Consider the following 20,381-nt stretch of genomic DNA (forward strand, 5'->3'; position numbering starts at 1 on the left):
GGCGATGGGTTCAGCTCAGGAACTGCTCCGGCGGCAAATAATTAAAACCAAACGCATCGGCAATCCCTTGGCAAGTAACATTACCGCCCACGATATTCAAGCCTTTCAGTAACGCCGAATTGTCCCGCAATGCTTGTTGCCAGCCTTTATTGGCGAGTTGCAGAGCATAGGGCAGGGTGGCGTTGGTTAAGGCCAGGGTCGAAGTGCGCGGTACAGCGCCGGGCATGTTGGCAACGGCATAATGCACGACATTGTCGATGACATAAATCGGCTCGGCGTGGGTAGTGGGGTGGGTGGTTTCCACGCAGCCGCCCTGGTCCACCGCGACATCGACGATGACCGAGCCGGGTTGCATCGATTTTAAATCGTCGGCGCGGATCAGCTTGGGCGCGGCCGCCCCCGTGACCAGCACGCCGCCGATGACCAGGTCCGCGGTGCGGATTTGCTCCAGAACGGCGTGCCGGCTGGAAAACAGCAGTTGCACATTGGCCGGCAAAATATCACTGAGCTGACGCAGGCGTTCCAGCGACAAATCCATCACCGTGACTTGCGCGCCTAAACCCGCCGCCATTTTTGCCGCTTGCGTGCCGACCACCCCGCCGCCCAAGATCAAGACTTTGGCCGGCAATACCCCCGGTACGCCGCCCAGTAGCATGCCGCGGCCGCCATAGAGTTTTTCCAGGTAATGCGCGCCTTCCTGCACCGCCAGCCGGCCGGCCACTTCCGACATTGGGGTCAGCAAGGGCAGTTCGCCGGTCGGCAACTGCACGGTCTCGTAGGCGATACAGGTAGCGCCGGATGCCAAATGTGCTTCAGTTAGCGGGCGATTGGCGGCAAAATGAAAATAGGTGAACAGGGTTTGTCCGGGACGAATCCGCGACCATTCGGGTTCTATCGGTTCCTTGACCTTGATAATCATCTCAGCGGAGTCCCATACAGGTTCCGGACCGTCCACCAACTGTGCGCCGGCGGCTTTATATAGCGCGTCTTCAAAGCCGGCGCCAACGCCGGCGCCGCTCTCCATCGTGACGCTATGGCCGGCGCTCACAAGCGCGGCAACGCCGGACGGTACCACCGATACCCGATTTTCGTTAGGTTTGATTTCCTTGGGTATGCCGATTTTCATATTCACCTCTTGTGCAATATTAAATGATGCCGGTTTGATGACAGCAATAATCAGACCGTAAGGCTTTGTCAGTCAAAAGTGCCAAATGTTCAACGACTTACTATTAAGGGCGTGGCGCCATGTTGTCGCGTTTGTAGGGATTTGTTTGCCATTTTGGCGCAAAACCGCTGCTCTGTCCCAGACGAATGAATAGACTGTTGTGGTCGGGACGGACCTTAAAAATCGTCTAAGCTTAGCCCAGCGGCTTTACCAGAGAGAACATCATGACGCAGCAAACGCAAAATATCCTGATCGGCCATTTAACCGAAGTCAGAGGCGACGGTATGGATGCCCGTATTACCGAAGAACATTCGACAGCGGCGCCTATCATCAAGCTCGGCGATGAAGAAATCCTGGCCGGCCATATCGGTTCCTATGTGGTGATCCGCCAGTCGCATATCGGCGTGCTCGCGCTGGTATTCAAAATGTGGGAACGGGACCGTTTTGACGCTGCCGGCAATCGCGCTACCGACCGCTTTATTGCCTTGATTCCGGTCGGCGAGTTGAATGAAAGCAATGTGTTCATTCGCGGCGTCCGCCATTACCCGACGCCCGGTGCGGCGGTGTATGCTGTTGGGCTGAGCGAAATCAACGCCATTTTTTCCAAATTCCGCGATTACGAATTTTTTATTGGGCAGTTAGCGAGTCATAAGGATTATCACCTGAGCCTGGACCCGCGCGCGTTGTTTGGCCGGCATTTTGCGATTATCGGCCAATCCGGCTCCGGTAAATCCTGGACGGTGACCAGCTTGATTCAGCACACGATGCGGGCGATGCCGAAAACCCATATGATCATGCTGGATCTACACGGCGAATATTGCTGGAAGCGCCCGGACGGCAGTATCGAATCGGCGTTTCCCGAAGAGCAGGTCAACTACGTGGATGCGATGGATTTGGAGATGCCGTATTGGATGATGTCGTATGCCGAGTTGGTGGACTTGTTTATCGATAGAGACGACAGAGGCGCTTCGATGCAAATGTCGTTCATGCGCGAAGTGCTGCAACAGCTGAAGCGCAAGGAAGCCAAAGCCATTGGCCTAGGAGTGGTATCGATAGACACGCCGATTTATTTTTCATTGGCGGAAATGTATATGCAATTCAAGGCCGCCAACGAAGAACGTAAGGATTTCGGTAAAACCAAGGGGGCCTTATTTGGCCAGTTCGATGAGTTTCTGGTGACGATGCAGAGCCGTTTCAATGACGTGCGTTACGACTTTTTATTGAAACCCAAAAAGCGCAACAACTCGGCCAGCATGGCGGATTTACTCAGGCAATTTGTCGGTCTGGGACAAAAAAAAGCCAACATTACCGTGGTCGATCTTAGCTCCGTACCGACCGACGTGCGGCCGGCGGTGTCTGCGCAAGTTGGGCGGCTGGCGTATGAATTCAACTACTGGAACCCGCGCCGCCGCGAATTTCCGATCACGCTAATCTGCGAAGAAGCGCATGCCTATATCCCGCGCGAAAAAGGCGGCCAATTCGACGGCACCAAGAAAATGATGGAAAGGATCGCCAAGGAAGGTCGTAAATATGGCGTGTCCATCGGCGTAGTCAGTCAGCGACCCACCGAATTGTCGGAAACCATGCTGGCACAATGCAGCTCCTTCATTTGCCTGCGCACCACCAACCCGGACGACCAGCAATACATTCGCGGCTTGGTACCGGAGGCCGAAGGCGACTTGGCCGATATTCTCAGCTCCCTCGGCCGGGGGGAAGCGTTAGTGCTTGGCGAGGCCGCGCCATTACCGACCAGAGTACAAATCTACCGGCCCAATCCGGAACCGAAGAGTAACGATGTCGATTACTACACCAGCTGGCGCGAAGGCCCGGACGATCTGGATGTGGAAGGCATCGTCGAAAACTGGCGGACGCAGAATCGGCATTGATTAGGCGTCGCAAACTCAATTCTCTGAGACGCCAACCTAAGTGGCTGTCATCAAACAGGCCTTGGGTTTCGACTGGCCTCGCTAAAGTCAGAGATATGCGGAGCAGGTTCACACTAAATCGTAGGTATCGAAAAACAGTTCCAATCTATCCAATTCACTGTTGGCCATTTCCAACGCCGCATCGAAGGTTTGAAAATCGTCGGCATGCGCCGCGATGTCCAGCATAAGATCGCACATGGTTCCGGTTTTAAGCAATGAATCGTGCTTTTTTTCGAGGTTTTCCAGTTGGTCTTCCGTTATCAGATAAAATTTCATTTCTATGTCCTTGTTAATCCAAAGTGAATATCGACGGCCATTTGTGAAATCTTGCGGCTACAAATTAATTCTTTGGCAACTTTCTTTTTATGATTTTGCGATGCAATCAACAAATGGCGAGCGTTGTGTGTATCTTCGCCCTGATGGTAGGCAGTTCGGTATTGTTCTAGCGTACAGGTCTCAGTGATTTTTTTTGGGTGTGAAGTGATTGCTCAAGCTGGGCCCGGACTCAGGCGAAAGATATCGCTATTAACCGGGCCAATTGGTTTAGCTGTGATTGCCATTGAAACGGGAGTGACGATATTCAATAGTCGGGTTAAATAGGGATAATTTCCCTGTTGGCGAAAGGATGTAATCCCGCCGAGCTTCGGGTTAAACTTCCCAACTCTAGGAGAGGGTATTTTTGTGAAGTAGCGTGTTATGGCTATTCACCCCGCTAACTACATCGATTTGTTTGTGAAACGCAAATTCTCGTTAGCAACTAGATCAGTAAAATGACATCAGGCATACCAAGGATAAATTTATGCACCCGATAAAAATGACCGGAATGGCCGCCGTCTTATTGGCTACGGCCGCGCAAGCCGAGACCGTATTCGTCACGCTGGAAAAAGATAACGCCATTGCCGTGCTCGATCCCGTCGAAGGCAAGCTGCTGAAAACACTGCCGGTCGGCCAGCGGCCACGCGGCATAGCGATAAGTAAGGACGGCAAGACCTTGTTCGTTGCGACCAGCGACGACAACACCATCCGCATGATCGACTCCGAAACGCTGAAGGAAACGGGCAAACTTCCATCCGGCGAAGACCCTGAAACGTTCGCGTTAAGCCCGGACGGCAAATTTATGTATGTGTCTAATGAAGATGATGCGGAAGTAACGGTAATCGACATCGCCGCAAAAAAAGCCGTTGGCAAGATCAAGGTAGGTGTGGAGCCGGAAGGCATTACAGTCAGTCCGGATAACAAATGGACCATCAGTGCGTCGGAAACCACCAATATGCTGCACTGGATCGATACCAATACTCGGCAAATTGCGGATAACACGCTGGTCGATCCGCGGCCGCGCGCGGTGACGTTTACCGACGATAGCCAGCAATTGTGGGCTACTTCGGAAATGGCCGGCACGCTGACGATTATCAATGCGGCATCCAAACAGATCGTGCAGAACATCAAACTGGACGTACAAGGTGTCAGTAGCGATCAGATTCAGCCGGTGGGCATCGCGGTCGATAAGGAGCGCCGCTACGGTTACGTGGCGATGGGGCCAGCCAATCGCGTCGCGGTGATCAACGCCCAAACCTATAAAGTGGAGAAGTTTTTGCTGGTGGGGCAACGGGTTTGGAATCTAGCGTTTTCGCCGGATCAAAAACGTCTATACACCACCAATGGCGTTAGTAATGACGTGTCGATCATCGATCTGGAAAACCATAAAGTGACCAAATCGGTAGCGGTGGGTCGTTACCCTTGGGGCGTGGCGGTTAAACCATGACCGGGAATGCGTTGGCCGTCGAAAACCTGAGTTTTGCTTACGGCGCGAAAAAAGCGCTGGATGCCGTGAGTTTTAACGTGCAGTCAGGCGAATGCACCATCTTGCTCGGCCCTAACGGTGCAGGCAAAAGCACGCTGTTTTCCTTGATCACTCGGCTTTACGATGCCAGGGAAGGGCGCATTGAGCTGTGCGGTTTTGATCTAAAAAAGCAAAGTTTGCAAGCTTTGGCGCGCTTGGGTGTGGTGTTTCAGCAGACTACTTTGGACCCTGATTTATCGGTCACACAAAATCTGCGCTATCACGCGGCTTTACACGGCATCGGCCGCAAAGCCGCCGATAAGCGTATCCAAGAAGAGCTGGAGCGTCTGGCTATGTTCGAACGCCGCGGCGAAAAGGTCAGGCAATTGAATGGCGGCCACAAGCGCCGAGTGGAAATCGCAAGAGCTTTGCTGCACAAGCCCAGTTTGCTGCTGCTAGACGAGCCGACGGTTGGACTGGATATGCCCAGCCGGCAGGCTATTGTTAGTCATGTACATGACTTGGTGAAACAGCAAAATCTAGCCGTGCTGTGGGCCACGCATTTGATTGACGAGATTGCCGCCGACGATAGCTTGATTGTTTTACACAAGGGGCAGGTCAAAGCCAGCGGCAAACTCTCGGAGATATTGCAGACCACCGGTTGGGCGGATCCCGGCCAGGTATTCCAAAAACTGACTCAGGGGCCGCAAGCATGAGGGTTTTACATTACTGGCGGGCAACGCTTGGCATCGTCGGCCGCGAACTGCTGCGTTTTTTACATCAGCGCGAACGCTTTGTCTCCGCTTTGGTGCGGCCGCTGGTGTGGCTGTTCGTCTTCGCCGCCGGCTTTCGCGCCGCGTTGGGCATAGCCATCGCGCCGCCCTACGAGACTTATATCCTTTACGAGGTTTACATCACCCCCGGTTTATTGGGCATGATCTTGCTGTTTAACGGCATGCAAAGTTCGCTGTCCATGGTTTACGACCGGGAGATGGGCAGTATGCGTATGTTGATGGTGTGTCCGTTACCGCGTTGGTTTTTATTGTGCAGCAAGCTGATCGCCGGGACTGCGGTGGGCGTGCTGCAATCTTACGCCTTCCTGGGCATTGCCTGGCTTTACGACATTCAGGCGCCACTGATGGGCTATGTCTGGATTTTGCCGGCACTGGTACTCGCCGGCATGATGTTGGGGGCATTGGGTTTGCTGCTGTCTTCGTTCATCAAACAATTGGAGAACTTTGCCGGGGTGATGAATTTCGTAATTTTCCCGCTGTTCTTCATGTCCACCGCTTTGTATCCGTTGTGGAAGATCAAGGAGTCCAGCGAATTGTTGTCAACCCTGGCCCAATACAACCCGTTCTCGCAAGCGGTGGAGTTGATTCGTTTTGCTTTGTACGAGCAGTTTAATCAACAGGCCTTACTCTTTACCGGCGCGGCGTTTTTGCTGTTTATGGGCGCGGCGATCATGGGCTATAACCCGAGTAAGGGCATGATGGTTAAAAAAGGTGGTGGTGGCGATTAATAGCGAATTGGCCGAATATCCCCCTAGATGGCCGGCCAACCTCCTGAAGCTAAGCCTTGTGTGCAGAACACCGATAGCCATGGGCTGTTTAACCATTCGTCCTGCGATAAACCAAGCTGCGCATGGCAAAAACCAACCGATAATCTAAGTTGACGACCCGCTTTTAATTACCCCCCTTGGTTACTTTTAACGTGAGGCAATTCGAGGATTCGGACGACGTCATCGCCTGGGAAGAATCTACGATATAATTCCAAGATTTTCCGGCAACACCTAGCGCATTGTCGGAAGTGTACTTTTAATTTTGTGTACGTCACCGCGTACACAACTATGCAAATTCAAATAAAACAATCAATGGAATTCCCTGAATACAAGCGGCGCCGCACTTTTGCCATCATCTCCCACCCCGACGCTGGTAAAACCACCATCACTGAAAAATTGCTGCTGTTCGGCGGTGCTATTCAGTTAGCCGGTTCGGTCAAAGGTCGCAAAGCGGCGCGCCATGCCACCTCCGACTGGATGGAGATGGAGAAGGAGCGGGGGATTTCCGTGACCACCTCGGTGATGCAGTTCGAGCATAACGATTGCATTATCAATTTGCTGGACACCCCGGGCCACGAAGACTTTTCCGAAGATACTTACCGGACATTAACAGCCGTAGACTCGGCGTTGATGGTGATCGACGTGGCGAAAGGCGTAGAGGATAGAACCATCAAATTGATGGAAGTCTGCCGGCTACGGGATACACCGATCCTGACCTTCATCAACAAGTTGGACCGCGAAGGCCGTGAGCCTATCGAACTGCTCGACGAAGTCGAAAGCGTGCTGAAAATTCAATGCACGCCGATGACCTGGCCAATCGGTATGGGCAAGCGCTTTAAAGGGGTTTATCAGCTGTATAAAGACGAAATTTTGCTGTTCAGTCCGCACCACGGCGGTCGTATCGCCAAGGCCGAAGTCATTAAAGGCTTGAACAATCCCAAGCTCGACGAATTGCTGGGTTATCAGGCGGAAGAATTGCGCGACGAGATTGAATTGGTAAAAGGTGCCAGTCACGAGTTCGATCACGCGAAATATTTGGCGGGTCAACAAACCCCGGTGTTTTTCGGTTCGGCGATCAATAACTTCGGCATCATCGAACTGCTGGACGCTTTTGCGGAATACGCCCCTGGCCCTAGATCACGTCAAGCCGAGCAACGCGAAGTGATGCCCGATGAAGAAAAATTCACCGGCTTTGTGTTTAAAATCCAAGCCAATATGGACCCGGCGCACCGCGACCGTGTGGCGTTTTTAAGAATCTGTTCGGGCAAATTCGATAAAGGCATGAAGGTCAATCATGTGCGCATCGGTAAAAACATCCAGGTTGCCAACGCCATTACTTTTCAGGCGGACAGCCGTAAAAACGTCGAGGAAGCTTATGCCGGCGACATCATAGGTTTGCATAACCACGGCACTATTCAGGTTGGCGACACCTTCACCCAAGGCGAAGTCTTGAAATTCGGCGGCATCCCTTACTTTGCGCCGGAATTGTTTCGCCGCGTGGTATTAAAAGATCCGCTGCGTGCCAAAGCACTGCAAAAAGGTTTGATTCAATTAACCGAAGAAGGGGCTACTCAGTTGTTCCGGCCACTGAAAAACAACGATTTAATCCTGGGCGCGGTCGGTATTTTGCAGTTTGACGTCACCGCCCATCGTCTCAAAAACGAATACAACGTGGAATGTGCTTACGACGTTTCGCCGATCAATACCGTGCGTTGGGTCAGCGCGAAAAATCCGGCCAAACTGGAAGAGTTTAAGAACAAGGCCTTCGAAAACCTTGCCGAAGATGGCGGTGGCTATTTGGTTTATCTGGCCAGCAGCCGGGTGAATTTGCAATTGACCGAAGAGCGCTGGCCGGACATTCATTTCAGTCAGACCAGAGAACTTTGAAAACCCATTCAAAGCCAATTTTTTAAATCCAAATCATGCGGAATCGCTTGAGGCCAAGCGATTCCTGCAAAGCTTTTTCACGGCCGATACCATCATTTGCCGTCTTTGATTACCCACGAAAACCCCAGCGCCGCTATGCTCTCGCGCAAAAACTCAGCTCAATAAGAATTGTCTAAACACTTAATATTTATAGATATATTTACGCGAGGGATATACACTGCCGAAGCCAATCCGATAAAGATACGACTTTAAGCAACATCCGCAGGAGTAAGCTTATGCGCACACTTTACTATAGTCACCCGGATTTTTTGGGCCACGACACCGGCGTAGCCCATCCAGAGAGCATTGACCGGCTGCATGTGATCGAACAAGCCTTGTCGGCACCCGAATTTGCGCCATTGCAAAGAATCACAGTCGACATTCCCGCCGACATTCTCGATAAGATTGGCCTGGTACACAGCAAGGCCATGATAGCGAAAGTGCTAGCAACCATTCCTGAACAAGGTTACGCCAATTTTGACGCGGATACCGTGGTATCGCCCGGGTCCAAACCAGCAGCTCTGCGGGCCGTGGCTGCAGTCTGCGATGCCGTCGATAGAATTTGCACCGATCAAAACGCCAGGGCCTTTTGCGCCACCCGCCCTCCCGGCCACCATGCCATGCCGGATTATGCGATGGGATTTTGCCTGTTCAACAATATTGCGATTGCCGCCGAGTATGCCCGCAGCCGCTACGGCCTGACCCGGATCGCCATCGTGGACTTTGACGTGCACCACGGCAATGGCACCCAAGCGGCTTTTTGCGATCAGCCGCAAGTGCTGTATGCTTCCAGTCATCAATGGCCGCATTACCCCGGCAGCGGCCATCCCTCGGAAAGCGGTGTCGGGAACGTTATCAACATTCCTCTACCCACCGGCAGCGGCGGCGAGGTGTTTCGGGATAAATATCGCCAGTCCATTTTGCCGGCAGTGAAAACCTTCAAGCCCGAATTGATTTTGGTTTCCGCGGGTTTCGACGCCCATAAAGACGATCCTTTGGCATCGCTGGACCTGATGGAAGACGACTATCGCTGGATTACCGATGAATTGCTGTGCATCGCCAATGCCTGCTGCCAGGGGCGAATCATTTCGGCATTGGAAGGCGGATACAATCTAAGCGCATTAGCTAACAGTGTTGCCGCTCATGTCCGCAGCTTGATGGGCAGCCCAACCAGAGGCGAATGAACCGCCTCTCGTCATAAAATACCGCGTTTATTGCAGATTAGGCAGGGTATAAACGTAATCGCTGTCTTTCATGGGCATATGGCAAGCAAAACACGGTGCGGATTTTTCCTGATCCAGCATTTTTAAGGTTTTGCCTTCCCAGATACCGAAGCCCCAACCGCCGGTTTCAGCGTATTTCTTGCTGTCTTTCACCATCGCTTCCGCCGCAGTGAATTCGCCTGGCACAGTCGCTTGTTCCCAGTTCGGATGCTTTCTTTCGCCCCACTTAATTTTGGCAATGATGCTGCCGTCCGGCCAAGGTTTGACCTTACCTGCACGCGCGGCTGCGATAGCCACATGGTTACCGACAATGGCCCGCATGCTGTTTTTATCGTGGCGTAAAGACACACCCAGCAAACGCCAATCGCGGTATTCGCCATGTTCGGGTTTAGCAGTCGGTTGGGCTTCCGCGAAAGCCAGGCTAAACGGCATTAACGCCATCGCTGCCAAACATAAGCCGCTGAAAATAGTTCTGTTCATATTCTCGTCCTCCTTTATCTGTAGTGGATACCAAGCCGTTATTATACGCCGGCACGTTAGTAGCTAACCCCTGATCAATTCAGCTGAATAAAACCAGCCGTTTGCAATGGCGAATTACGGGTAAAACCTGGCAAAACAGCCGGTTTCAAAGCGAATCCGCCAACAGCAATTGACGCTGGCATGCTACCATTTTGCCAACTCTATCACGCAGCACACCGATTACAATCCAAAGGAACCCGCCATGTCTGGCCCCAACAAACAAGTACCGTCCATTTTTTTCTGGGCTTGCGTCGCCCTGACCGGCGCCTTCGCCGTCGGCGGCATTGCTTTGCAACGCGGCGAAAGCATCAATAGCATGTGGTTGATCGTCGCGGCGCTTTGCATCTACGCGCTGGGTTATCGTTTCTATAGCGCATTTGTCGCGACCAAAGTTTTGGTCTTGGATCCAAGCCGCGCCACTCCCGCAGAGCGTTTCGACGACGGCCGCGACTTTATGCCTACCCATAAATGGGTGGTGTTCGGGCACCATTTCGCGGCAATCGCCGGCCCTGGCCCCTTAATTGGGCCGACCTTGGCCGCCCAATTCGGCTACCTACCGGGCACGTTGTGGATTTTGATCGGCGCCGTATTAGGCGGCTGCGTGCAGGATTTTGTCACTTTGTTCTTCTCGGTGCGCCGCGACGGTCGCTCATTGGGGCAAATGGCCAAGGATGAACTGGGCAATATCGGCGGCACGGCCGCTATGTTGGGCGTGATGGTAATCATGGTGATCCTGATCGCGGTGTTGGGCTTGGTGGTGGTCAATGCGATGAAACACAGCCCGTGGGCCACTTCTACCGTCGCCGCGACTATTCCAATCGCGATGTTGATGGGTCTGTATTTAAATCAGTTGCGGCCGGGCCGCGTTGCGGAAGCGACTCTGATCGGTGTGTCCCTGTTGATTTTCGCCGTAGTCGGCGGCGGCTGGATCGACGACAATCCGACCATCCGTGGTTGGTTCGATTACGACGCCCCACAACTGGCATTGATGGTGATTTTGTACGGCTTTGCCGCTGCAGTGTTGCCAGTCTGGCTTTTGCTGGCACCAAGAGACTATTTATCCACGTTCATGAAACTCGGCACCATCAGCGCGCTGGCGATTGCCATTGTGGTGTTGCGCCCGGAATTGAAAATGCCGGCCTTGACCCAGTTCATTGACGGCAGCGGGCCTATCTTCGGCGGCAAATTGTTTCCGTTCGTGTTTATTACCATCGCCTGCGGGGCCATTTCCGGCTTTCATGCCTTGATTTCCTCCGGCACCACACCCAAACTGCTGGCTAACGAGCAAGACGCCCGTTTCATCGGCTATGGGGCGATGATGATGGAATCCTTCGTTGCGATTATGGCGATGATCGCCGCCTCAGTTTTAGAGCCAGGCGTGTATTTCGCGATCAACAGCCCGGCCGGCATCGTCGGCAAGGAAGCGGTGGACGCGGTCGCCAAGATCAGCAGTTGGGGCTTTCCGGTCGACGTCGAGCAGATGCAGACTCTAGCCAACACCATGGGCGAATCCACCTTGTTCGCCCGCACCGGCGGCGCGCCATCGTTGGCGGTGGGCATGGCCAGTTTGTTTGCGCAAGTATTCGGCGAGCATCTGCTGGCGGCCTGGTATCACTTTGCCATCATGTTCGAGGCCTTGTTTATTTTGACTACGCTCGACGCCGGCACCCGCGTCGCCCGCTTCATGCTGCAAGATATTCTGAGCAATGTTGGTTTGCCTAAAACCAACAGCTATCCCAGCATACTGTTGACCAGCGCTGTGGTGGTCGGGGCTTGGGGTTATTTTCTGTACATGGGCACTATCGATCCCTTAGGCGGCATCAACAGTCTGTGGCCCTTGTTCGGCATCGCCAACCAGATGCTGGCGGCAATAGCCTTATGCGTGGGCACCACGATATTGGTGAAGTCGGACAAACTGAAATATGTGTGGGTCACGGCAACACCCTTGGCCTGGTTGATTATCGTCACCAGCACCGCCGCTTGGGAAAAATTGTTTGCCGCCGATTTGCGGGTGGGATTTTTATCGCATGCCGCAGATTTATCCGCCAGACTTGCCAACGGCGCTCTCCCAGCCGAGCAAGTCAAAAATGCACCGCATTTGATTTTCAACGACTACTTGAACGCCGGTTTAACCAGCTTATTTATGCTGATCACCTGGTTATTATTGGCAGACACCCTGCGGGTGATCTATTGCGTCATCGCCGGCAAAAACCACCCGCAATCCAGCGAATCGCCGCATATACCCAGCCGTTTGGTTGAAGAGTGGGTAAGGGACTAAAGCATTTTCGAAAAAGTAGGCGTCGCGGCGGATACTGTTTTAATCACCCGTCCTTGACGTTAATACCAGCAACTGGTATACGAGGCTTGTAAAAGCAAAGATAACGCAGCCTACGCCGCGTTATCGTATGGCAAGCCCTTATTAGACCTTAGGCATTTCCCGTAGCTTTGCCACCACTTTGTCGCCAAATTCAACCGTGCTGATCATGGTGATGCCACTGCCGGGTTTGGATAGGTCGGCGGTAGAGTAGCCGTCGGCAAACACGCCCTGCATTGCCGCCCAGACGTTTTTCGCTTCCGCTTCCATACCAAAGCTGTTTTCCAGCATCATCGCCACCGAACCGATCATCGAGTATGGATTAGCGATGTTTTTGCCGGCGATGTCCGGCGCTGAGCCGTGGGATGGCTCGTAATAGGCTTTTTCCGGACCGATACACGCTGACGGCATCAGGCCCAGCGAGCCCAAAATGCCGCCGCCCTGGTCGCTGAGAATGTCGCCGAACATGTTTTCCATCACCATCACGTCGAACTGGGTCGGTTTCAGACACAGTGCGGTCGCGGCCGAATCGACGAGATAATTGACGACCTGAACGTCCGGGTATTCTTTGGCGACTTCTTCCATCACCTCGTTCCACAATACGCTGGATTTCAGCACATTGCTTTTATGGATGTTGTGCAGCAACTTGCGGCGTTTTTGCGCCAGTTTGAAGGCCTGGTGCATGATGCGACGAATTTGTTCCTCGTCGTATTCCAGGGTTTCGCGCACGTAACGCAGGCCTTGCTCGTTGACTCCCGCTTCTTTTTGGCCGAAATACAGGCCGCCGACCAGCTCGCGCACCATAATCAAATCGATGCCATCGCCGATCACTTCCGGCTTCAGCGGCGAGAAATGCGCCAAAGACCTGGGCAGGAAAACCGGGCGAAAGTTGGCGTAGGTGTTATAGCGGCGGCGTAGCGGCAACAGAGCACCACGCTCCGGTTGTTTGTCGACCGGGATTTTCTTCGATTCTTCGTGATTCAAGCCTATCGTGCCTTTCAGGATGGCGTCGGCCTGGTCGCAAATGTCGATGGTGGCTTGCGGGAAAGCATCGCCGGTTGCGAAATAAGCGCAGGCGCCGAACAAAGCCGGCATCAGCTCGAAGCTAACGTCGTTACGTTCTTCGATGACTTTCAAAACCTTAATGGCTTCCGCGGTGATTTCAGGGCCGATGCCGTCGCCGGCCAGAACTGCGATTTTGTAGTTTTTCATGAGATGGTGAGTGCTGAGTGATTAAAGCGTTAAATCAGGAATTTCTATCGAAAAATAAACAGCGGATTTTAGCAGATTGGTCGCCACGCTTCTCCTGAAAAACGGCTTTGCTGACAAACGTAGGAAAAGCTTGATCGGGACGGAATTTGTATTCGTTTTTTGTTAATTCACAGGGAAGAGAACACGTTTTATAGGACTGAATAACCCGCCGATGCCGGAAAGCCGAGTAATTTTCTCCGACGCTCGTGTTAAGAGCCGCACTGGTTAGAAATTTTCCGAAACTGCCGAGCTCCGAACGAGAACGATCAAGAAAATTTCGTCATTGCTCGACGACCGAGCTGAATTGATAAAGAAATTTTATAAAACCCTGCGGCTCCAAACCTAAACATCCGAGCATTATTCTCGTTCATTCTCTCGCGGAGCTGCATTGTTTTAGCGCCGAGTGAAAACTTTGGCGTTATTTTGTCCAATGACCGAGAAAAAAGCGTGGACGTTGTAGAAAAATTTCTCAAAGGCGATAGTAAAAAAGCAAAGCGGTGGCAAAAACTAATCGGCAGCCGGCTTATTTGCCGTAGTTAACGCATTTGATCAGTTGTAATTATTACTTATGCCGCTCACGCCGGGGACGTTCCATAGGTTCTATGGGTTGATAGGCTTTCAAGCCCGCATCTCCGGTCAATATTTCCACACGATAGCCCATGTTCGCATAAAATTCGGCGACGTCCTTTATAGTGGCGTCGCCCAATGACAACTTTTGATTGGCCAAATCGGGCCAGTTTTGCGCTAAACCAATCAATTTTTTAGGGGACCACAATTCAGATTGCTGTGAAAACGCCGCCCAGGGTGTTTCTTCATTAGCGCTTTTGATCATCAAATCCGCCAAAGCTAACCCGCGATCCCGCCGACAATGTTGGGCTTGAGCAATGTGATTTCCAGTTTCGATGATCGTTGCTAATGGCAGAACGAAAATTGTCTTATCCTCCTCTTCGGCTTGTATTTTTTCAGCGACGCGATGACTATCCCATTTATCCTGGTCCGGCCCGCAATCGGTCTTTCCAGGAACATTCAGCCAAACACAGAGAATGCTGGTATCTAAAATCAATACCTTCCTCATGAAAATGCCTCTTGTTTGAGCGCCGCTTCGATTCGTCCGTCGGTCGAAAGTTGACCCAACGATCCGCTGGCCATCAACTTCGGTAATTGTTGAATATCCTCAAGTTGACTTAAAAGGCTGGAACCGGTTTGCGTATCTCGGTGCGCCACGGTAATAAAAGGGACCATACGGGCCCCCGCAGCATCTAACAAAGCGGGATTGTGGGTGGTGACGATAACGTCAATTCCGCGCGATTTGCCCAGGGTGCGCAGCATCTCGATCAACACATGCGCGCGTGAAGGGTGCAAACCATTATCCACCTCTTCAACCACCAATAAACTCCCAGGCGTTCTGGTTAGCATGGCCGTCACAATGGCCAAATAGCGTAAGGTACCGTCTGACATACCGCGAGCATCGACGGTATGGGAAACATTACCTGACCAACCTTCCTCACAGTAAAGCATGGCGTCGGTCTGGAATTTTCCAACCGGCTCGGTCCAAACCCGCTGAATGTCGCGTTCTGGTAACTCCCGAAGATAGGCTGTTAATGTCTTTTCCACTTCCTCCTTGCGGGGCGTGTCGAGCGCAGCCAATACTCCGGCGATGTTGCAGCCATCCGCTTTTAGCTTCTCGGAGAACGGAGTGTAATCACGCATATGACTGGGGACGGGATCGAACACAAATATTTGCTGCAATTGTGTGAGTACCTGTTTAATACCTTCCTGGACTTCCTTGCGAAGAGAAAAGACATCGGCTTGTAGTAGCACAGCGTGGGAACGGTTGACATCTATACGCTTACCTCTCCCCTGGCTGCCTGTGGAAAAGTACGCAGGGATGCCTGGAGCATGAGGCTCGGGAGGTTGGGTATAAAAAAGTCTGGTCTCTTTCGGCGCGGTACTTCGCGCACCATATTTCAACGACACTAATTCTTCGTGAACGACTTCAGCCTTGATGCCATTGACTTGCACTTCGAGTTGATATCGAAAATCTTGGTTTTCACTATCGCCTTCCACAGTGACGATCAGTAAAAAATTTTTTGCCGGCTTATTACAAATCCACTCGATGCCACCGCGAATTGGAGGTAAATTCACATCACCATTGATAGCTTGAAAAATACCAACGCCTGAAGCGATTCGCTGCAAAAATAACAGGGCATCTAAGGTGTTGGATTTGCCACTGGCATTGGCGCCGATGATGATCGTGAGTGGATCGATATACAGCGTACTGTCGGAAAAGCTTTTCCAGCCGACTAATTTGATTTCTTTAAGCAACTCAGTCTCCCAGTATTTGTTGCGAACATTTAGCTGATTAGTTGGCGAGCAGTATAACGGTAGTGACGGGCTGCATGGATTGGGGATTGCCTTGCTATTTGCTGACCATTTTCGGCTGGATCATCTATACTTGCGGGCTATTGGCCTTTTCATGCAACTGGATGTTGATCAACTTGATGGTCGCCAAAATGCCGGCAAATACCTGGTTGACGTGTACACCGCGGGTTTTGCGCAGTTCGGTGCCGCAATCCCAGGTAATCACGCATTCGGTCAAAGCGCTGGTGTGGCCGCCTTTGGGGATGCGGATTTCGAAATCGGCCAGCGTCGGCAAGGTGTATTCGTAATGTTGCAATACCTTGCCGATGGCGTCGATAAAGGCGTCGAAACCGCCGCTGCCGGCCCCGGTGGTCTGGTGTTTCTCGCCTTTGACATCTACGCGGATGCTGACTGTAGACGGCAAATCCAGGCCACTGTTGATCGAGCAAGCCAGTAATTTGATGTGCTGATAGCTCTTGCTTTCCAGCACGTCGGCGATGATGAACGGCAGGTCGTCGGTGGTAATGGTTTGTTTGGAATCGCCGATACTGACGATGCGCGCCAGAACCTTCTTCTGGTCTTCTTCCGACAGATCCAGCTCCAGCTGCTCCAGATTTTTTTTCAACGAGGCCTTGCCGCTCATCTTGCCCAAGGCATAACTGCGGATACGGGAAAATCGTTCAGGGCCGAGCTTGGTTTTATACAAACCGCCTTTCTGGTCGCCATCGGCATGGATGCCGGCAGTTTGGGTGAACACGTCGGCACCGACGATGGGCGCATTGGCGGCGACGCGCTTGCCGGAGAAGTTTTCCACCATCTCGCTGATGCGCACCAAATGACTCTCGTCCACGGACAATTCCATCGCCATTTTATCGCGCAGTACCACCGCCACTTCGGCGATGGAGGCGTTGCCGGCCCGTTCGCCCAGACAGTTGACGGTGCAATGCACCGCGCTGACACCGGCCCGCACCGCCGCCATGACGTTGGCGGTCGCCAAGCCGTAATCGTTGTGCGGATGGAAATCAAATTGCAGGGTTGGGTAGCGCTGGCACATATCGCTGAAGCTGGCGAAAACTTCGTCAGGCGCCATCACGCCCAAGGTATCGGGCAGCATGAAATGGCTGATCGGGGCCTGTTGCAAGCGTTCCATCAAGCCGTAAACATAACCCCGGCTGTCTTTGTAGCCGTTGGACCAATCTTCCAGATAAACATTGATCTTCAAACCTTGCTCGTGGGCGTAGGTAATGGTTTGCAGCACATCAGCGCTGTGCTGTTCCAGGGTTTTGCCGAGCTGTTCGCGGCAATGTTTTTCGCTGCCCTTGGCTAGTAGGTTGATCACGCTACCGCCGGTCGATTTGATCCAATCGACGCTGCGGGTATGATCGACAAAGCCCAAGACTTCAACGCGCTCGGCAAAACCTTCGTGTCGTGCCCATTGATTGATCAGGCTGACGGCTTCCTTCTCGCCTTCCGAAACCCGCGCCGAAGCGACCTCTATGCGGTCAACGCGCAAAAACTGCAACAAAGCTTTGGCGATGCTGACTTTTTCCATCGGCGTAAAAGCAACGCCCTGGGTTTGTTCGCCGTCGCGCAGCGTGGTATCCATTAACTGGATGTGTCTTGAATGGGTAGACATGATTTTTGTTGTTCTCGATGCGTCCTGTAGCGGTATCTGACCAAGTTAATGCCGTAGACAGGGTACAGCGACACCCGGCGCGTCATTTAGTCAATGGCCTTTGTGCATAAGCCCGTCGCGCGGCTTATGAGCAATCTGATTGCTTATTCCGGGAGAGACTGAACTATGCGTAACGCGCCATTTTCGCCTAAAACAGAATGAATTGGCAATTTGCGGCAAGTTATGGGGCCGCGAGAAGCCAAACCGGGAGGACATTGGCTTGCAAATCTCCGCTCGTTTAAACGGATGCACTGTCGTGCTGCTTGATCATTTCGACAGGCGGAAGTGTCAGGTAACGCCGGCGCGCAACCTGAACTATTTGGCTGCAAACCTCCAAACCGCCAGCATATATAAGGGCTGGCGGTTTGGAGTATTTACGAAGACAGACGTGCTTAAACTAAGACTCAGACAGACCGCGTAAAGATAACGCGCCGGCGGTAGCCGACAAAACCGAGCAGGGTTGAACCAAATAACCAAAAAGCGGCGGGCACAGGCACGGGAGCTGCGATGACTGTCCGCGCAAATTTTTCTGAGCAAGTTGAATCGGGTTGCGCTGCACATGCGGTGCTGGCGATTTCCAGGCTACCGTCGGCGTTAACAAAGTCCTCCAAAATCGGATCTCCGTTCCCATCCAGAACCAGTTGACCGTAATCATCTAATTTCGGAGCCCTAACCGTACCGTGAAAATATAGACTCAATCCCGCCGTATAAAACTCGTATTCGCCGACTGCGGCTGCGCCATTTTTCGGGGTAAATTCGCCAAGCAAATACTCAACGCTATCGCCAGGGTTTAAGGCGATATTCTGCTTACTTAGGATACTGTTCGGGCTGGAGTCGAAATTGAATTCGTAAGGTCCGGAAGAGCAGCTATCGGCCAGAAATGTACCGGCACAACCAATAGAAGTACTCAAAGAAATACTATCCACGGTGATAAGTACGCCATTGTCTATGTATCTGCTTTGGCTAGTGTTTGAATCGTAATAAGTAAAGCTGCTTGGGTAGTTGGCCGGATTGATGCCAAACGGCGGGTTACCGCCACCTGTGCTGGAAAAAACCAAGGGATCCGATGTGGCGTCCAAACTTAGTTTCAACCAAATCGGAATGTTATCGGTCGCAACGACAGTGCCGGTAGGTTGAACAAACGACAGACTACCGCTGTAGGCCGCCTGAGCATTGGGTAGCCAAGCCAACGCCAACGTGGAAACAACAAATCGAAATTTAGACATAACGTATTTCTCCAATTTAAAAGCGCTTGAAAATCATTTTCCCAAGAGGTCTAAACCTTTAGTTTGATGACCAATTCAACCCGTCCATATCGTCGCTGTCATGCAGCAGGCAGTCCAGCGGTTCAAGTAGATTAGCACCGCGGCAGGCGGCAACGAAGAATGCCGGGAATTTAAGGGCCAAGCCAGTATTCTAGGCAGAGAGCAGACTACATGGGTCAGATCATAACAAAATATTGCCGGGTTTATATGACAATAACGCTGTATCGAATTAGCGGCAGCATGTCCGCCACATTCATCGAAATCCGGTCACGCATGGCTGGATTAGAACGCTTAAAGATTGGCCCCATTCGCGTTTTCATCGTTATGCGAAACAAGGCGTGTATCCTAAAACTTGGCGTGTTGACTGCGATTTATCGAGGTTAACGGCTAGGAGATAACGCGAAGGATGCCAGCGTGTGGGGAAGTGGGTGGCTCGGTATCCGTAGCGCGTTTATCTGATTATAATTTCCGAGCAAAAATACGAAATCCACACACTCCTTCCTGCCCGCTGTAATCAAGCACCAGCGCGTATTTATTAAACAAACCGGGACGCTATTTATGAATTTGAATGAAAATGCCGTGATGCCTTCTTTAACCGCACAGAATCTGTTTACCGGCCGCATCGGTGAAGAGTACGATTTTCTCGGTATGATGTGTCCCAATGTCGTGGTGCTGACGCAAAAGCTCGGCGAGACAGTCGCCGCATGGCATCCCGGCAATAGCATACAGGGGCTTGAGATCGGCTGCGGCACAGGACTGAGCACGCTGTCCTTGCTTACTCAGCGCGAGGACCTGCATCTGCGCGCTTTCGATGCCTCAGCGGCAATGCTTACGCAGGCGCGCGCGAATTTGGCGGAGTATGTGGACAACGGTCGTGTCGAATTCATCGAGAGCGATGCGCTAGCTTTTTTACAGCAGCAACCGGACGCCAGCGTTGAGGTTGTGGCCTCGAATTATGCAATTCACAATTTTCTGAATGACTATCGGGATCAAGTCTTTGCCGAAATCTGGCGCGTGCTTAAACCGGGCGGATTGTTCGCAAACGGTGACCGCTTCGCTATTGATGATCCCGCGCGGCATTTGGCTTCCACGCAAGCCGACATTCGCCACTGGTTCAAGACCTTTGGGGAACTGCAGCGTTACGATCTTTTGGAAGACTGGGTGGTACATTTGCTGAGCGACGAATCACCGGACCACATCATGCATGTGCCAGCCGTCATATCCACCCTGCAATCTCTCGGGTTCAGCGATGTGCATTCGCCTTATCGTGAAGGCGTGGACATGTTGATGACCGCGATAAAGCCGAAATTGGCTTAGTTTTTTTATCGGTCATCGTTTCCGTGCTCCGGCGCTGCGTATCGCTGGAGCACGGGAAAGATAACTGTTGGGGAGATTGAGTTCAAAGACAATTCAGAG

The 20,381-nt window shown here is 52.3% G+C and carries 16 protein-coding genes; 8 read left to right on the top strand and 8 right to left on the bottom strand.

Annotated features, from left to right (window positions below):
* Window positions 1-10: 10 nt before the first annotated feature.
* Window positions 11-1,126, bottom strand: coding sequence for an alanine dehydrogenase (gene ald / locus JWZ98_RS09250; RefSeq protein ID WP_205454059.1), 1,116 nt, complete (start codon window positions 1,124-1,126; stop codon window positions 11-13).
* Between the two features lie 263 nt (window positions 1,127-1,389).
* Between ald and JWZ98_RS09255 the strand changes: the two genes are divergently transcribed.
* Window positions 1,390-3,051, top strand: coding sequence for an ATP-binding protein (locus JWZ98_RS09255; RefSeq protein ID WP_205454060.1), 1,662 nt, complete (start codon window positions 1,390-1,392; stop codon window positions 3,049-3,051).
* A gap of 108 nt (window positions 3,052-3,159) precedes the next feature.
* Here JWZ98_RS09255 and JWZ98_RS09260 read toward each other — a convergent pair whose 3' ends face one another.
* Window positions 3,160-3,366 carry a hypothetical protein gene (locus JWZ98_RS09260; RefSeq protein WP_205454061.1) on the bottom strand — a complete coding sequence of 69 codons (207 nt, stop codon included), beginning with the start codon at window positions 3,364-3,366 and terminating at the stop codon, window positions 3,160-3,162.
* A gap of 523 nt (window positions 3,367-3,889) precedes the next feature.
* On the opposite strand from JWZ98_RS09260, the gene JWZ98_RS09265 reads away from it, so the two are divergent.
* From JWZ98_RS09265 to JWZ98_RS09285, 5 genes are all read left to right on the top strand, one after another.
* Complete coding sequence (locus JWZ98_RS09265; RefSeq protein ID WP_205454062.1) at window positions 3,890-4,852, top strand: PQQ-dependent catabolism-associated beta-propeller protein; 963 nt, start codon at window positions 3,890-3,892, stop codon at window positions 4,850-4,852.
* Complete coding sequence (locus JWZ98_RS09270; protein WP_205454063.1) at window positions 4,849-5,586, top strand: ABC transporter ATP-binding protein; 738 nt, start codon at window positions 4,849-4,851, stop codon at window positions 5,584-5,586. The genes JWZ98_RS09265 and JWZ98_RS09270 overlap by 4 nt, the downstream gene beginning before the upstream one ends.
* Entirely contained in the window at window positions 5,583-6,392 is an 810-nt protein-coding gene (locus JWZ98_RS09275; RefSeq protein WP_205454064.1) for an ABC transporter permease, read from the top strand. Before JWZ98_RS09270 ends, JWZ98_RS09275 begins: the two co-directional genes overlap by 4 nt.
* A 351-nt stretch (window positions 6,393-6,743) precedes the next feature.
* Window positions 6,744-8,318, top strand: a complete 1,575-nt coding sequence (locus JWZ98_RS09280) for a peptide chain release factor 3 (protein ID WP_101055750.1) — start codon at window positions 6,744-6,746, stop codon at window positions 8,316-8,318.
* Window positions 8,319-8,593: 275 nt separating this feature from the next.
* On the top strand, window positions 8,594-9,541 hold the full coding sequence (locus JWZ98_RS09285) for a histone deacetylase family protein (RefSeq protein WP_205454065.1): 948 nt from the start codon (window positions 8,594-8,596) through the stop codon (window positions 9,539-9,541).
* Between the two features lie 27 nt (window positions 9,542-9,568).
* Here JWZ98_RS09285 and JWZ98_RS09290 read toward each other — a convergent pair whose 3' ends face one another.
* Window positions 9,569-10,060 carry a cytochrome P460 family protein gene (locus JWZ98_RS09290; protein ID WP_205454066.1) on the bottom strand — a complete coding sequence of 164 codons (492 nt, stop codon included), beginning with the start codon at window positions 10,058-10,060 and terminating at the stop codon, window positions 9,569-9,571.
* A gap of 241 nt (window positions 10,061-10,301) precedes the next feature.
* Here JWZ98_RS09290 and JWZ98_RS09295 point away from each other — a divergent pair, with 241 nt between their 5' ends.
* On the top strand, window positions 10,302-12,377 hold the full coding sequence (locus tag JWZ98_RS09295; RefSeq protein WP_205454067.1) for a carbon starvation CstA family protein: 2,076 nt from the start codon (window positions 10,302-10,304) through the stop codon (window positions 12,375-12,377).
* Between the two features lie 141 nt (window positions 12,378-12,518).
* Here the strand turns inward: JWZ98_RS09295 and leuB are convergent, their stop codons facing one another.
* The 5 genes from leuB to JWZ98_RS09320 form a co-directional block, all read right to left on the bottom strand.
* A complete protein-coding gene (gene leuB, locus JWZ98_RS09300; protein WP_205454068.1) occupies window positions 12,519-13,625 on the bottom strand; it encodes a 3-isopropylmalate dehydrogenase in 1,107 nt (368 codons plus the stop codon).
* Window positions 13,626-14,226: 601 nt separating this feature from the next.
* The gene (locus tag JWZ98_RS09305; RefSeq protein ID WP_205454069.1) at window positions 14,227-14,739 is read right to left on the bottom strand and encodes a hypothetical protein; all 513 of its coding nucleotides are present in this window, start codon (window positions 14,737-14,739) and stop codon (window positions 14,227-14,229) included.
* Window positions 14,736-15,989, bottom strand: coding sequence for an ATP-binding protein (locus tag JWZ98_RS09310; protein WP_205454070.1), 1,254 nt, complete (start codon window positions 15,987-15,989; stop codon window positions 14,736-14,738). The genes JWZ98_RS09305 and JWZ98_RS09310 overlap by 4 nt, the downstream gene beginning before the upstream one ends.
* Before the next feature lie 124 nt (window positions 15,990-16,113).
* The gene (locus tag JWZ98_RS09315) at window positions 16,114-17,661 is read right to left on the bottom strand and encodes an alpha-isopropylmalate synthase regulatory domain-containing protein (RefSeq protein WP_205454071.1); all 1,548 of its coding nucleotides are present in this window, start codon (window positions 17,659-17,661) and stop codon (window positions 16,114-16,116) included.
* Window positions 17,662-18,104: 443 nt separating this feature from the next.
* A complete protein-coding gene (locus tag JWZ98_RS09320) occupies window positions 18,105-18,926 on the bottom strand; it encodes a VPLPA-CTERM sorting domain-containing protein (RefSeq protein WP_205454072.1) in 822 nt (273 codons plus the stop codon).
* Window positions 18,927-19,523: 597 nt separating this feature from the next.
* On the opposite strand from JWZ98_RS09320, the gene JWZ98_RS09325 reads away from it, so the two are divergent.
* Window positions 19,524-20,282: a class I SAM-dependent methyltransferase gene (locus tag JWZ98_RS09325; protein ID WP_205454073.1), complete on the top strand. Its 759-nt coding sequence runs from the start codon at window positions 19,524-19,526 to the stop codon at window positions 20,280-20,282.
* Window positions 20,283-20,381: the final 99 nt, after the last annotated feature.

It is taken from the genome of Methylomonas sp. EFPC1, assembly GCF_016925515.1.
Taxonomy (GTDB): Bacteria; Pseudomonadota; Gammaproteobacteria; order Methylococcales; family Methylomonadaceae; genus Methylomonas; species Methylomonas defluvii.

What these genes read in the sequence shown, in the direction of transcription:
- JWZ98_RS09305 (WP_205454069.1), bottom strand. Translation starts at nt 14,739, where the DNA reads ATGAGGAAGGTATTGATTTTAGATACCAGCATTCTCTGTGTTTGGCTG.
- JWZ98_RS09290 (WP_205454066.1), bottom strand. Translation starts at nt 10,060, where the DNA reads ATGAACAGAACTATTTTCAGCGGCTTATGTTTGGCAGCGATGGCGTTA.
- JWZ98_RS09270 (WP_205454063.1), top strand. Translation starts at nt 4,849, where the DNA reads ATGACCGGGAATGCGTTGGCCGTCGAAAACCTGAGTTTTGCTTACGGC.
- JWZ98_RS09265 (WP_205454062.1), top strand. Translation starts at nt 3,890, where the DNA reads ATGCACCCGATAAAAATGACCGGAATGGCCGCCGTCTTATTGGCTACG.
- JWZ98_RS09295 (WP_205454067.1), top strand. Translation starts at nt 10,302, where the DNA reads ATGTCTGGCCCCAACAAACAAGTACCGTCCATTTTTTTCTGGGCTTGC.
- JWZ98_RS09285 (WP_205454065.1), top strand. Translation starts at nt 8,594, where the DNA reads ATGCGCACACTTTACTATAGTCACCCGGATTTTTTGGGCCACGACACC.
- JWZ98_RS09260 (WP_205454061.1), bottom strand. Translation starts at nt 3,366, where the DNA reads ATGAAATTTTATCTGATAACGGAAGACCAACTGGAAAACCTCGAAAAA.
- JWZ98_RS09255 (WP_205454060.1), top strand. Translation starts at nt 1,390, where the DNA reads ATGACGCAGCAAACGCAAAATATCCTGATCGGCCATTTAACCGAAGTC.
- JWZ98_RS09280 (WP_101055750.1), top strand. Translation starts at nt 6,744, where the DNA reads ATGGAATTCCCTGAATACAAGCGGCGCCGCACTTTTGCCATCATCTCC.
- JWZ98_RS09320 (WP_205454072.1), bottom strand. Translation starts at nt 18,926, where the DNA reads ATGTCTAAATTTCGATTTGTTGTTTCCACGTTGGCGTTGGCTTGGCTA.
- JWZ98_RS09325 (WP_205454073.1), top strand. Translation starts at nt 19,524, where the DNA reads ATGAATTTGAATGAAAATGCCGTGATGCCTTCTTTAACCGCACAGAAT.
- JWZ98_RS09275 (WP_205454064.1), top strand. Translation starts at nt 5,583, where the DNA reads ATGAGGGTTTTACATTACTGGCGGGCAACGCTTGGCATCGTCGGCCGC.
- ald (WP_205454059.1), bottom strand. Translation starts at nt 1,126, where the DNA reads ATGAAAATCGGCATACCCAAGGAAATCAAACCTAACGAAAATCGGGTA.
- JWZ98_RS09315 (WP_205454071.1), bottom strand. Translation starts at nt 17,661, where the DNA reads ATGTCTACCCATTCAAGACACATCCAGTTAATGGATACCACGCTGCGC.
- leuB (WP_205454068.1), bottom strand. Translation starts at nt 13,625, where the DNA reads ATGAAAAACTACAAAATCGCAGTTCTGGCCGGCGACGGCATCGGCCCT.